Annotated in this window: 13 protein-coding genes; 7 read left to right on the forward strand and 6 right to left on the reverse strand. The window is 68.2% G+C overall.

Going from position 1 to position 12,620, the window contains the following annotated elements:
- The first annotated feature begins 3 nt into the window (after positions 1–3).
- On the forward strand, positions 4–201 hold the full coding sequence (locus DKM19_RS09730; protein ID WP_239514173.1) for an AraC family transcriptional regulator: 198 nt from the start codon (positions 4–6) through the stop codon (positions 199–201).
- Here the strand turns inward: DKM19_RS09730 and DKM19_RS09735 are convergent.
- Positions 149–1,009, reverse strand: a complete 861-nt coding sequence (locus DKM19_RS09735) for a helix-turn-helix domain-containing protein (protein ID WP_204358727.1) — start codon at positions 1,007–1,009, stop codon at positions 149–151. The genes DKM19_RS09730 and DKM19_RS09735 overlap by 53 nt on opposite strands.
- A gap of 129 nt (positions 1,010–1,138) precedes the next feature.
- Between DKM19_RS09735 and DKM19_RS09740 the strand changes: the two genes are divergently transcribed.
- The 3 genes from DKM19_RS09740 to DKM19_RS09750 all read left to right on the forward strand — a co-directional run bounded on the left by DKM19_RS09740 (position 1,139) and on the right by DKM19_RS09750 (position 4,712).
- Complete coding sequence (locus tag DKM19_RS09740; RefSeq protein WP_239514174.1) at positions 1,139–1,987, forward strand: SDR family NAD(P)-dependent oxidoreductase; 849 nt, start codon at positions 1,139–1,141, stop codon at positions 1,985–1,987.
- A gap of 169 nt (positions 1,988–2,156) precedes the next feature.
- Positions 2,157–2,612 carry an NUDIX domain-containing protein gene (locus tag DKM19_RS09745; RefSeq protein ID WP_110695413.1) on the forward strand — a complete coding sequence of 152 codons (456 nt, stop codon included), beginning with the start codon at positions 2,157–2,159 and terminating at the stop codon, positions 2,610–2,612.
- Between the two features lie 630 nt (positions 2,613–3,242).
- The gene (locus tag DKM19_RS09750) at positions 3,243–4,712 is read left to right on the forward strand and encodes a SulP family inorganic anion transporter (RefSeq protein ID WP_239514427.1); all 1,470 of its coding nucleotides are present in this window, start codon (positions 3,243–3,245) and stop codon (positions 4,710–4,712) included.
- Between the two features lie 193 nt (positions 4,713–4,905).
- On the opposite strand, the gene DKM19_RS09755 is transcribed toward DKM19_RS09750, so the two are convergent.
- On the reverse strand, positions 4,906–5,487 hold the full coding sequence (locus DKM19_RS09755) for a TetR/AcrR family transcriptional regulator (protein WP_110695415.1): 582 nt from the start codon (positions 5,485–5,487) through the stop codon (positions 4,906–4,908).
- Between the two features lie 103 nt (positions 5,488–5,590).
- Here DKM19_RS09755 and DKM19_RS09760 point away from each other — a divergent pair, with 103 nt between their 5' ends.
- On the forward strand, positions 5,591–6,370 hold the full coding sequence (locus tag DKM19_RS09760) for an alpha/beta fold hydrolase (protein ID WP_110695416.1): 780 nt from the start codon (positions 5,591–5,593) through the stop codon (positions 6,368–6,370).
- Between the two features lie 56 nt (positions 6,371–6,426).
- Here the strand turns inward: DKM19_RS09760 and DKM19_RS09765 are convergent, their stop codons facing one another.
- The 4 genes from DKM19_RS09765 to DKM19_RS09780 form a co-directional block, all read right to left on the reverse strand.
- The gene (locus DKM19_RS09765; RefSeq protein ID WP_110695417.1) at positions 6,427–7,113 is read right to left on the reverse strand and encodes a hemerythrin domain-containing protein; all 687 of its coding nucleotides are present in this window, start codon (positions 7,111–7,113) and stop codon (positions 6,427–6,429) included.
- A gap of 216 nt (positions 7,114–7,329) precedes the next feature.
- Positions 7,330–8,265 (reverse strand): M23 family metallopeptidase, encoded by a 936-nt coding sequence (locus DKM19_RS09770; RefSeq protein WP_239514175.1) that lies wholly within the window; start codon positions 8,263–8,265, stop codon positions 7,330–7,332.
- A 320-nt stretch (positions 8,266–8,585) separates the two neighbouring features.
- Positions 8,586–9,179 carry a TetR/AcrR family transcriptional regulator gene (locus tag DKM19_RS09775; RefSeq protein WP_110695418.1) on the reverse strand — a complete coding sequence of 198 codons (594 nt, stop codon included), beginning with the start codon at positions 9,177–9,179 and terminating at the stop codon, positions 8,586–8,588.
- A 208-nt stretch (positions 9,180–9,387) separates the two neighbouring features.
- On the reverse strand, positions 9,388–9,888 hold the full coding sequence (locus tag DKM19_RS09780) for an ATP-binding protein (RefSeq protein ID WP_110695419.1): 501 nt from the start codon (positions 9,886–9,888) through the stop codon (positions 9,388–9,390).
- A gap of 369 nt (positions 9,889–10,257) precedes the next feature.
- Here DKM19_RS09780 and DKM19_RS09785 point away from each other — a divergent pair, with 369 nt between their 5' ends.
- Positions 10,258–11,622: a helix-turn-helix transcriptional regulator gene (locus tag DKM19_RS09785; RefSeq protein ID WP_110695420.1), complete on the forward strand. Its 1,365-nt coding sequence runs from the start codon at positions 10,258–10,260 to the stop codon at positions 11,620–11,622.
- On the forward strand, positions 11,619–12,542 hold the full coding sequence (locus tag DKM19_RS09790; RefSeq protein ID WP_110695421.1) for a phosphotransferase enzyme family protein: 924 nt from the start codon (positions 11,619–11,621) through the stop codon (positions 12,540–12,542). Before DKM19_RS09785 ends, DKM19_RS09790 begins: the two co-directional genes overlap by 4 nt.
- The last annotated feature ends 78 nt before the right edge of the window (positions 12,543–12,620 follow it).

A 12,620-nucleotide genomic window follows, 5' to 3' on the forward strand; every position in this document is an offset into this window, starting at 1 on the left:
CGCGTGGTCGCCGCCCTCACCGGCTACGCGTCGGAGTTCGCCTTCAACCGCGGCTTCAAGCGCGAGTACGGCATCAGCCCAGGCACCTACCGGCGCCGGGAGCCGGCCGCTGTCCGCCGCGGTACGGACGGGTGCCCGGCGGACGGGCTCACCGAGAAGAGCGCTGGGCGGCGAGCGGTCCCAGGGAACCGAGAAGTGTGAGACGCTCCGCCGTCGGTGTGCCCGCCGCCGGCGAGAACAGGGCGAGGATCTGTGTGCGCTCCTCGTCGACGAGCACCTGGCAGTCGAGTTCCAGCAGGCCCACCTCGGGGTGCTGGATCCGCTTGCGTCTGCTGCGCATCACACCCACCGGATGCAGACGCCACAGGGCCTCGAACTCGGGACTCGCCCGTAGCAGCCGTTTGACCAGGTCCTTCGCCTGCGCGTCGTCGCGGCGGACGGCGGCGGCCCGCAGGTCGGCGACGAGTGCCCGGGACTCCGTCGCGTGATCCTGAACCGGATACCCGGCTCGGGCGCGGGGATCGGTAAACCACCGGTACACCACCGTGCCCGCGGCACCGCGCAGCCGGGTGAGATCGCCGAAGACGGCCCGTGCCAGGTCGTTCTGGACCAGAGTGGCACCGAGGTCGGTCATCACCTGAGCCGGGACATCGTAAAGGCGGTCCAGCACACCGAGCAGGCTCGGCGCGACATGTTCGTCGGACCGCCTGCGGTCCGGCGGTCGGTGCCCGGCCAGCCGGAAGAGATGGTCGCGCTCGTCCAGGGTCAGGCGCAGTGCCCTGGTGATCGCCCGCAGCACGCCCGGCGACGGCTGTGGCGCACGATCCTGTTCCAGACGGGTGTAGTAGTCCGTGGAGATGTCGGCCAGGCGCGCCACTTCCTCACGGCGCAGTCCGGGAGTGCGCCGGCGCCCCGTGTCCGGGAGGCCGACGTCCCCGGGGTCGAGCGCCTCCCTGCGCACCCGCAGGAAATCCGCCAACTGCTTGGTGTCCACCCTTCGAGTCTGCATCACAGCCGGACCGGCAGCCAGAGACCGCCGATCCCTGGGTAAGGCGACTCTGCCTGACGGCTCCGATCGGCGAAACGCTGGTCGCCGGACCGGGAGCCGCCCGGTCGGACGACGATGGAGAAGATCCTCATGAGCAAGGCAATGACCTCCCGGACCTGGTTTCTCACCGGAGCGTCCCGCGGGCTGGGCGCGCACTGGGCCGAGGCGATCCTCGCCCGCGGTGACCGGCTCGCGGCGACCGCCCGTGACAAGGCGGCGCTGGCGCCGCTGTCCGAGCGCTACGGCGACCGCTTCCTGCCGCTGCAGCTCGACGTCAGCGACTCCGAGGCTGTTCGCGACGCCGTGCGGGACGCCGAGGCGGCGTTCGGCGGAATCGACGTGCTGGTCAACAACGCGGGCCACATGCTGGTCGGCGCCGTCGAAGAGGTCGAGGAGGAACAGGCCCGGGCCCAGATGGACGTCAACTACTTCGGTGCGCTGTGGGCCACTCGGGCCGTGCTGCCCGGGATGCGAGAGCGCCGTGCGGGCCGGATCCTGCAGGTCTCCTCATTCGGGGGCCTGGTCGCCTATCCGGCGCTCGGCATCTACCAGGCCTCCAAGTGGGCCCTGGAGGCGATGAGCGAGTCACTCGCGGCCGAGGTCGCCGCGTACGGCATCCACGTCACCTTGATCGAGCCGCTCATGTTCCCCACCGGTCTGGCGGCCACATCCCCGCAGGCCCGGCAGGACCCGGCATACGCCCACGCCCGGCAGGCGCTGTACGCGGGGGCCGAAGCCGGCGGCCTCACGCCGGGCGATCCCGCGGCGACGGCCGAGGCCCTCCTCGCGATCGCGGACACGCCCGAGCCGCCCATGCGGGTCCTGTTCGGGATCGGCGGCCTGGAGGCTCTGCGCACCGAGTACGCCGGACGGCTCTCCGGGCTGGAGCAGTGGGACCACGTCGCGCGCCTCGCGCAGGGAAAGCCGAGCGGATCATGAGCCGCTCCGACCGGCACGCCGAGCGCCGAGGCCCTCGCCGCGGACGGTTTCCCGCTGTATCGGATCGACAGCGGGGAGGTTTCACCGCAAGTCGCTGTTGGGCCATAGCCGATCGCATCGGTCGGCTAGCGTCGCCCGGACAACATCGGCAGCGGGAAGGGCCGCCTCTATGACGCAGCGCCAGCAGGTCACCGTTGACGTTCATGTGATCCTCGAACGCGCGGGTCAGGTCCTGCTGTGTCTGAGGGACGGCACCGGTTACGCCGATGGGCTGTTCTGCCTGCCGTCCGGGCACTTGGACGCCGGGGAAACCGTGATCGAATGCGCCGTTCGGGAGGCTCTGGAAGAGGTCGGGGTCACCATCGACCCCGACCGTCTACGGGCGGCGGCCGTTCTCCACCACCTGCCGCCGGAGGGTCAGCCGAGGGTCGGGTTCTTCTTCGCCACCGACACCTGGGAAGGCGAGATCGTCAACGCGGAGCCGAACAAATGCGCCCGGGTCGAATGGGCGCCCGCCGACGCGCTACCGGGCAACACGGTGCCCTACACCGTGGCGGGTCTGGGCCTCTATCTGGCCGATGCCGTAGTCGGTGTGCACGGGTGGCACGAGACGGCGTCTGCCTGATGCACGACGGAGCGTTCCGGTTCTCCTCGGAGGGCGGGGGCGTTTCGTTGTCCGTTTCGGTATAGCTGTAACCCTTTGCGACGTATGAGGCGTCTTGTTGTCAAGGAGGCCCGATGGATGTCCTGGAAGGCCTCATAGACGAAGACCTCCGGCTGGAGTTCATCCTCGTCGAGGCACTGCACACCGAGGCGGAACGACTGGCCGCCCCCGACGACTGAGTGGTTCCGGCTCCGGCGAGGGGAGCCGGGGCCCCAGACAATGCGACGCCCCGCCCCTTCCCCGGCGGGGCGTCGCAGTCTCCGCAGGTGCGAAGAAACTCCGCCGCTCCGGAGAGCGACAGGGCGTTCATCGCTTCGGCTGCCATCGGGTGGGCCGAAAGCCGTTCCTCCTCGGAACATCTCTCCTGAACCGCTCTGAGGAGTGAACACCGAAGCATCACGGCGATAGCGCCGTGCTCCGGAGCGCACCGCGCGGCAGAGGGACCGCGAGCTCGCCAGTATCGTGGGCGATCCGCAGGTGGCCGCCCTGGTCTGCCCGCATGTTCCTCCCTCGTGCGTCCCGTAGTGACAGGGACGTGCCCGAGCACGACAGGCTCTTTTCCTCTTGCAGACTTCCCTGCTGTCTCCGGCCGTGCGGCTGCGCGGTTTCCGTCCGTCCTGGCTGTCTCCGAAGGTCGCGCGTACCGAGGTTTTGGCCGGCCTGGTCGTGGCTCTGGCGCTGATTCCCGAGGCGATCTCGTTCTCGATCATCGCCGGGGTCGACCCCCGGATCGGACTGTTCGCCTCCTTCACCATGGCCGTCACCATCGCCATCGTCGGCGGCCGCCCCGCGATGATCTCCGCGGCGACCGGCGCCGTCGCCCTGGTCATCGCCCCCCTCAACCGGGAGCACGGCCTGAGTTATCTGGTCGCCGCGGTCATCCTCGGCGGTCTCATCCAGGTGGTCATGGGCTCCTTGGGAGTGGCCAAGCTGATGCGGTTCGTGCCGCGCTCGGTGATGGTCGGATTCGTCAACGCCCTGGCCATCCTCATCTTCGCCGCTCAGATCCCCGAGATGCAGAACGTCCCCTGGGCCGTCTACCCCCTGGTCGCCGGCGGTCTGGCCCTGATGGTGTTCTTCCCGAAGATCACCAAAGCGGTGCCGGCGCCGTTGGTGTCGATCGCCATCTTGACCGCCATCACGGTGGCCGCGGGGATCGCCGTGCCGACGGTGGGCGGCAAGGGCGCTCTGCCGTCCTCGCTGCCGGTTCCGGGCCTGCCCGACGTGCCGTTCACCCTGGACACTCTGAAGCTGATCGCCCCGTACGCGCTCGCGATGGCGTTGGTCGGGCTGATGGAGTCCTTGATGACCGCCAAGCTCGTCGACGATCTCACCGACACCCACTCCAGCAAAACCCGTGAGGCGATCGGGCAGGGCATCGCCAACATCGTCACCGGTTTCTTCGGCGGCATGGGCGGCTGCGCCATGATCGGCCAGACAATGATCAATGTGAAGAACGGGGCCCGGACCCGCCTGTCGACGTTCCTGGCCGGGGTGTTCCTGATGGTGCTGTGCATCGTGTTCGGGCCGATCGTCTCCCAGATCCCGATGGCCGCGCTGGTCGCGGTGATGGTCCTGGTCGCCTTCGGAACGTTCGACTGGCACTCCATCGCCCCCGCCACGCTCAGGCGGATGCCCGCCGGCGAACTCACCGTCATGGCCATCACCGTCGCAGCCGTGGTCGCCACCCACAACCTGGCCATCGGCGTCGTCCTCGGCTCCCTCACCGCCATGGTCATCTTCGCCAAGCGCGTCGCCCACCTGGTCAACGTCACCGCCGTCGCCGACCCCGACGGTCACCAGGTCATCTACTCCGTTACCGGGGAACTGTTCTTCGCCTCCAGCAACGACCTCGTCTACCAGTTCAACTACGCCACCGACCCCGACAAGGTGATCATCGACCTGACCGGCGCTCACATCTGGGACGCCTCCTCCGTCGCCGCCCTGGACGCCGTCACCACCAAATACGAAGCCCGCGGCAAGACGGTGGACATCATCGGTCTCAACACCCACAGCGCCAAGATGCACGACAACCTCAGCGGAGAACTCGCCAGCCACTGAACCGCTCGTACAGGCGGAGTTGCGCTGCCCGCGCCGGTCTTCAGGGCACACGACCATGAGAAACGCTGTCAAACAACGAGAACCGGCGCGGTGAAGGCCCGGCTTTCGTGACGTAGTCGCAGGTGGCAAGCCTGGTGAGCCCACTTGTCGGTGAAGCGGTGCTTTCCGGCGTCGCGTACGGCGGGCTCGGTGGTCAGTGCTTGTCGGTGATGGCTGCGAGGGCGCGCAGCCCCGCCACCACCTCGGACGCGGAGGGAGCCTGCTCGGGGTCGGTGAGCCACTGCGTTATCACTCCCGAGAGCAGAGCCATCTGCACCGCTCCCAGCGATCGCACGGAACCCTCCGCAACGGCGCTCTCCTCGACCCCCAGCAGGAGTGCCGTCAGCCCGCGACGACCTTCGGTCTGGGCTCCGGATAGATATCGACGCAGCTCAGGCGAGTGCTCAGCCTGGAGCAACGCCTCGAACGTGGCGATCCACAGGGTCCGGTGGGTGTCGAACGACTCGATGATCCTCGTCCACATGGCCTCGTACTGTTCCTCAGAGGTCCCCCCGGCGTAGTCGGCCAGCGTGCGTCCCGTCTCGGAGCCCCACTCGTCGATCGCCTCGATGAGCGCCGCGTTCAGCAGCGCCTCCCGTGATCCGAAGTGGTAGCCGATGGCCGCCATGCTGACCCCGCCGGAGGCCGCGGTGATGTCGCGGACCGTGGTCCGTGCCCACCCCCTCTCCTCCAGGCAGCGACGGGCGCCTGCGAGCAGGTCCTCGCGATTTCCCATGCCGCCGATGGTATCGGATGCGTCAGGCAAATGTCTTAGGCGAGCGTCTTGCGCAAATGCCCAAATCTTCCTATGGTCATCTCAGCAACGAACGGAGAGAAAAATGACCGCCACCCGGGCCGAGTTCGCCATCGATGACCGCCGCCTGTCCTACCTCGACTTCGGCGGCAACGGCCGCCCCCTGCTGGCCCTCCACGGCCACATGTCGGAGGCGGCGAGCTTCGCCGACCTGGCCACCGAGCTGTCCCCCGAATGGCGTCTCATCGCCCTCGACCAGCGGGGACACGGCTACTCCGACCGCGCCCCCGACTACTCCCGGGCCGGATACGTCGCCGACGTCGCAGCCCTCCTGGACCATCTGGGCCTCGACCGGGTCGTCGTCCTCGGCCATTCACTCGGCGGCATCAACGCCTACCAGTTCGCCGCCCGTCACCCCACGCGGGTCAGCGCTTTCATCAACGCCGACGGCGCCGTCTCCCTCGGCCTCGACGGCCACAACCCGCTGGCCTTCGTCCTGGGCCTGCCCTACGAGGCCCCCACCCGACAGGCGCTGATCGACGGCATGGGCCCGATGGCCTCCTTCTTCGGCGAGCTCCCGCGCGAACGCCCCGACGGCACCTGGAGCCTGCCCTTCCACCCCCAGGACATCGTCGACTCGGAGGACCTCGTCCACGGCGACCACTGGGCCGACTGGCTGGCCGGCACCTGCCCCGCCCTCCTGATCCGCCCCACCCAGGGCGTCATCCCCGCCGACCAGGCCCAGGCCATGATCGACCGCCGCCCCAACACCCGCATGGTCGAACTGAACACCGACCACTTCGTATACGCCGGTGACCCCATCGGTTTCGCCAAGGCGGTCAACGAGTTCCTCGCCGAACTCTAGGCCGACGGCGGTTCACCGCTGAAGCCGACAGGTCGTTCGGGCGAAGACAGATGCGGTCAGGCTCTGCTGCGGGGCGGGGTGGCGGTTCCGTGGATGCGCTCGGAGTAGGACGCGAACGCCTGCGAAGCCAGGTCCTTGATGACCGGGCGCGCTTCCGCGGGCATGCTGGAGACGGCGATCTGGATGACGTCGGGATCTCCTTCGTACATCATCATGCCGAACAGCAGGGGAAGATGTTCCGGAGGAGTGTCGGCGCCTCCCTCCTGAACCATCTGACCCCACTCGGCCGCGGTGATGGTCTTCTCGACGATCGGAAGGATGTGCTCCTCCTCCATGCCCATGTGCTCGTTGAGCAGGGGGATGATCCGGTCGAGGACGTCGGCCAGGGCCTCGCGGGGCTCGGAGGCGGCGCTGCCGCGCCAGGCTTCCAGCGCCGCGTCGATCTCGTCGTGGGCCTTCTCGATGCCTTCGTGCTGCTCTTCCATCACGTGGACGATCGGGGCGATCTCCGTGGAGCCGCGCTCCAGCAGCCTGGGCCACAGGTGCTTGTCCTCGCCATGGTGATGGTGGTGCAGGGAGGAGTTCAGGAGCCCGATGTGATCGGCGATGATCTGCGAGCGCTCCCTGTCGCCGACCGCCACCCCGCGCACCAGCCCCGGCAGCAGGGTGAACTCCCGCCGGAACACGGTGTGCACCATGTACATCTCGCGGATGTCGGCGTACTGCTCGTCAATGGTCGTCATTTTTCCCCGTGATCACTTCGCGTGTGCCGATACCGCAGGCCCAGTACGGCTGTAGTAGGAACACGGGGCCGCAGGCCCATCAGTTCAATTGGGGCAAACTCCTCGAAAGTGTCGTTATCTCTCGCCGTCGCATCGCTCGAGGAAGTCGTGCCGGACATGAAAAAGGCCACTCCCGAGGCGGAAGTGGCCTTCTCATTGAGCCGAACGGTTACCTGGTCAGCCGCAGTGCTCGAGGGGGCTGTCGTAGACGGCGGAGCCGACCTTGCCGCCCCACTTGATGCACTTCTTCGCCCCGGCGGCCGTTACCGGGCCGGCGTAGTAGTCGAAGTTGCCCGCGTCGGTGGCCCGGGCCTTCCCCTGTACCTCCAGATAGGCCGACACGGCGCTGGCCTTGCCGAGGGACGTGCTCTTGACCGTGGTCACGCAGTTGCGGCCGTTGGCCTTGTTGTAGAGCAGATAAGCCTTGCCGGCCGAGCCGATGGCGGCCGAGTCGATCACGGTGTATCCGCTGCCGCAGATCTTCTCGGGGGTGTAGGGGTTGGTGCTGCCACCGCCACCACCGCTGCCGCCGCCGCAGTTCTTCGAGGCCAGCGTCTGTCCGGGGTAGCCGAACGTGACGCCGTTGAAGACGGCCTTCTGGATGTTCGCGGGGTAGGTCCCGCTCGTACGGACCTCGAAGTGCAGGTGCGGCGGGACGCTGGCGCCCGGCTTGGTGGTGTTGCCGACCTCGCCGATCTTCTGCCCCATGGCGACGCGGGTGCCGGCGCTCACCGAGCGCACCCGCAGGTGCGCGTAGAAGGTCGTCCAGCCGCCGCCATGGTCGATCTTGACCAGGTTACCGAAACCGTTTACAGAACCCTGGTTGGCCGACGTGACGACCGTGCCGGCGGCGGCGGCGACCACGGTGTCACCGAGATCGGCGGTCGCGGAGCTGCCCCGGTTGAAGTCGATCTCCCATGATTCGTGGGCGCTGCTGCCGTTTTTGCCGGTCCAGCTCTGGCCGCAGGGGAAGGGCATCTGAAAGCCCGGTCCCGCGCTGGCCGTGCTGGCCGTACTGCTTGTGCCGGTCGCACCGGCTGCGGGGGCCAGTGCGACCGCGCCTGTCAGGCTGAGCAGCAGGGCTGCCCCTGCTGTGAAACCTCTGATCTTCACGTGGATTCTTCCTCACGCCAGTCGTGATCTTCTTGGATTTCCAGAACGGCACCTTAGGCGATCTTGCCGCCGTATCGGGCATACGGAAAACGTCGATAGGGACACAACTAGGTGTGACCGAGGGCATGAGCGAAGGGCCACTTCCGCTCAGCGGGGGGCCCTTCGGCTCGCCCGCCGGAGGGGGCGGCCCCGGCCATCCACACCGCCGCAGGCGGGAGGTCCGCAACGACCGCTGGCGGCGCTGCCCCGCTCATCCGGTGACCTCGTGCTCCGAAACCGCCGGCGTTCCGGCGCCTCTGCCCGGTCCCGGGAGCCTCCTCCTAGTTCGTGGAGGCGGTGCTCGGCGGCTGGTAGCGCAGTCCATCGAGGGCCATGCCGAGAACGCGTTCGAGCTGTCCGGGCTCGGCGAAGTGGATCATCGTGATCCCGCTGAGGAGTCGTAGGACGTCGTCGAAGCTCGTGTCTGCTCGCGCGACGCCCGCCTGCTGGGCTCGCCGCAGCAACGGCTCGCCCGCGGCGTAGATCTCCGTACGGCAGGTGCGGAAGGTCGCGGTGTCATGGCTGAGGGATTCCGCGAGGGCGCGTTTGGTGGCGGTGTAGCGGACGAAGCGGTGCAGCCAGCCGACGAGGGCGTCCCAGGGCGGCTGGTCGGCGAGGTCGCCGGCGGTGCGGCAGAGGGCTTCGACCTCGTCGACGTAGACGCTTTCGAACAGGTCCTGGCGGGTGGGGAAGTGCCGGTAGAGGGTGCCGATGCCGACGTGTGCGCGGCGGGCGATGTCCTCCAGCGAGGCTGACACGCCGTCCTCGGCGAAGGCCTCGCGTGCCGCGGAGATCAGCGTCTCGTAGTTGCGCCGGGCGTCGGCGCGCTTGGGGCGTCGCGAGAAGACCTCGGAAACCTGCTCCGCACTCGTCATGGGCACGACTCCTTACTCCACTTGCGAGCGGAGGCGGCCTCTCCGCATTGCTTCGGAGGCGGGCCTCCATTTTAGCGTCGCAGTCAACAGATCGGCGATCAAGAACAGACGACGAAGGAATCACCATGATAAAGACCTGGTTCATCGTCGGCGGTTCCCGCGGTCCGGGGTGGGCGCTCGGGTCCCTTGACGTCGTGTTACGTGGAGATCATGGCCAGTGGCGCTGCGTGGGCAGGTCGAACCAGACGCCGGTTCCGCTCTGTCCGGTGCCGCACAGCCGGGTCCAATGGGCGCCGCAGTTCCCGCCGGTGAGCTCGGCGACGATCCGCAGGCCCCGCCCGCCGAGCTCCAGGTCGTCGACGCGGTCGGGGATGCTGAACGGGCGGTGCAGGAGATGCTCGATCAGCGTGGACCCGGTGCCGGAGTCGACGACCTCGGCCCTGATCGGCAGGCCGTGATCGTGCAGGATGCGCAGCTCGTAGGGGCCGGAGGCGTAGGAGGCCGCGTTGGTGGCCAGTTCGGTGACGACGACCTCGAGTTCGGCGATCACATCGGCTGCGAGGGGGAGCCGGGCCAGGCGGTCGCGGAGCAGCTTGCGGGCGCGGCGGGCCGCGTTGTCCGGGGGCAGGCACCAGGCGATCATCCGGAAGCGGCTGCGGGACTTGCCGTGCACGCCTGGGTTTGGTGCGGGAGCGTGCTCGGTGAGCATCGTTGCTCCTGTGGGGTAGAGGACGGGAACGTTGGACCGGCGGCTGGGGCCGGGGCGCCGAAGGCCGGCGCCTGTGAGAAGGAGCCGAATCCTCCGACACCGGCCCCGGGATGCATCCCCGCTGGAAGCGAGGGAAGCGTTGGATGTGGACGAGTTAGATGGATGGGCGCAGCCTGATTACGATCTGGTTGCGATCCTGTGCCACAGGGCCCATGTACGGACAGTTGCTGAACTCATACTCTCCGCATGTCACGTTGGCGATCGGCGTGGCCGATTACCTTGAGTGATCGGTCCTGCCGATACGGCTACGGGCGTGGTGGAGCACTGGCTACCGTGACGTCAACGCAACTCGGCCTTGGAAGGGTCGGCATGAACGTCAGCCATGCGAATGAGCAGGAAATCGACCCCGTCGTCTGGGAACGTCCGCAGATGCGGCAAGCCCTGGCGGCCAGGGACATGGCCGCCGTCTACGGACTGCTGCAACGAATCGGGATCTCTCAACGCCACATAGCCGCGCTTACGGCGCAGTCACAGTCGGAGATATCCGAGATCCTCAAGGGCCGCCAGGTGATGGCGTACGAGGTGCTGGGCCGGATCGCCGACGGGCTGGGGATCCCGCGCGGCTACATGGGCCTGGCCTACGACGCCTCCTCGGCCAGGCTCGTCGGGACGGCGGTGTCCAACCACTACGGCGATTCCGATGAGGACGAGCAAGTACGACGGATGCTCGCCCACGCCGCGCAGGTGACCATCGGCGTGGCGACCGGAGACTCGGAGGAGTGGGCGGAGCCGCTGGCGCCGGTGGAGACCCCGGCCCCGCACCGGATCGGCATGGCCGATGTCGAGCAGGTCGAGACGGTGACCCGCACGCTGCGGGCGCTGGACTACAAGCACGGAGGCGGAGTCTGCCGGGACGCCGTGGTGGCGCAGCTGGCGTGGTCGCAGCGGCTGCTGCATGCCACGTGCACGGAGAAGGTCGCCCTCCGGCTGCACGAGGCGCTGGCGGACCAGCACAACCTGGCGGGCTGGACCTCCTTCGACGTCGGGCTGTACGGCCCGGCCAGAGGTCATCTGGCCCGCGCGCTGGAGCAGGCCAAGCACGCCAGGAACTCCTCGCTGGCGGCCAACGTCCTGTACCGGATGGGCCGCGTCCACCTCCACTGCGACCGGGTCATGGACGCGCTGCGGTTCTTCCAGCTGGGGCAGATCTGCGCGCAGGACGCCAGCTGCGAGCGGACCGTGGCGATGCTCTGCGCCAACGAGGCCTGGGCCTACGCCCTGCTGGGCGACAGCGAGCTCGCCCTCAAGTCGATCAGCAGGGCCCGCGACGAGCTGGCCCGCGCCAGCGCCCGAGACCGGGAGCCCCCGGTGTGGGTGAGCTTCTTCGGCGCCGCCGACCTCGACGCCACGAACGGCATGGTCTACGCGGGCCTCACCGACGCCCATCTCGAAACCGCCGAGCAACTGCTCACCAGCGCGATCGAGAGCCGCGACCCGAGCATGACCAGGAGCAGGGCGTTCGAGCTGACCGCCCTTGCGACGGTTCAGCTCAGGGCCGGTGATCTGAGCACCGGAATCACCACCGGTCGCGAGGCCGTCGCCCTGGCGGCCCAGATCCGTTCTGCGAGGATCATCGATCGCCTCGCACCCCTGGAAGACGCCGCCACACGGCGGACACATAACTGCGACGCCCAAGGCCTCGCCCGGAGCATCTCGGAAGTGCGCGCGGCATGACGACGACCACCGAAACAACGACCACCGACCACACGGGAGGGCTTACCTATGACCGGCTCCACTCGCTGCTGGAAACCGTCTGCGAAAGGGTGGGGCTCGCACCCGGTGGCGCCGAGCTGATCAAGTTCACCAACAACGCGGTGTTCCGCCTCCATCGGGCACCCGTCGTGGTGCGCATCGCCGGATCCACCGCCGTACAGGAGAGCGTGCCGACAGTGGTGCGGGCCGCCCGCTGGCTGGCCGGCCATGATTTTCCGGCGGTACGGCTTCTGCCCGGCTGCGAGCAGCCGATGCGGGTGGAGGGTCACCTGATCACCCTCTGGGAGTACGTCCCGGAAGTGGGGCCGCGTCCCGGCGGAGCGGACGTGGCGGTCCTCCTCAGGCGCCTGCACGCGCTTCCCGGCGCGCCGCGCGACCTGCCGATGTGGCGGCCGATGACCGAGATCCGCCAGCGGCTGGCCGAGCCTGAGGATCTGTCCTCGGTCGACCACGCCTTCCTGCTGGACGAGTGCGACGAGGTCGAAGAGCGGCTCGCCATGCTCAGCTATGTGCTGCCTCCGGGAGTGATCCACGGGGACGTGTTCCTGGGCAACGTCATCGCCGGCCCCGGCGGGCCGGTGCTGTGTGACTTCGACGGCATGACGATCGGTCCCCGCGAATGGGATCTGACCCCGGTGGCGGTCGGCAGCCTGCGGATGGACTATCCCAAGGACGAGCACACACCACTCGCCGAGGGGTACGGCTTCGACGTGACCCGGTGGGAGGGGTTCGCGGTGCTGCGGCGCCTTCGGGAGCTCAAGCTGGTGACCAGCGTTCTGCCCATTCTGCGCAGTAATCCGGGGATCCGGCCGCAGTGGGAGAACCGCATGTACAGCTTCAAGGCCCGTGATCTGGCGGCCAGGTGGCAGCCGTACCGGTGATTGATCTTCCGTACCTACGTACCGCGAAACGGGTACTGAAATGGGGATTCTCCCCGTCCCGTTCTCACGCCGACGGAG

The organism is Streptosporangium sp. 'caverna' (assembly GCF_003203775.1).
Taxonomy (GTDB): Bacteria; Actinomycetota; Actinomycetes; order Streptosporangiales; family Streptosporangiaceae; genus Streptosporangium; species Streptosporangium subroseum.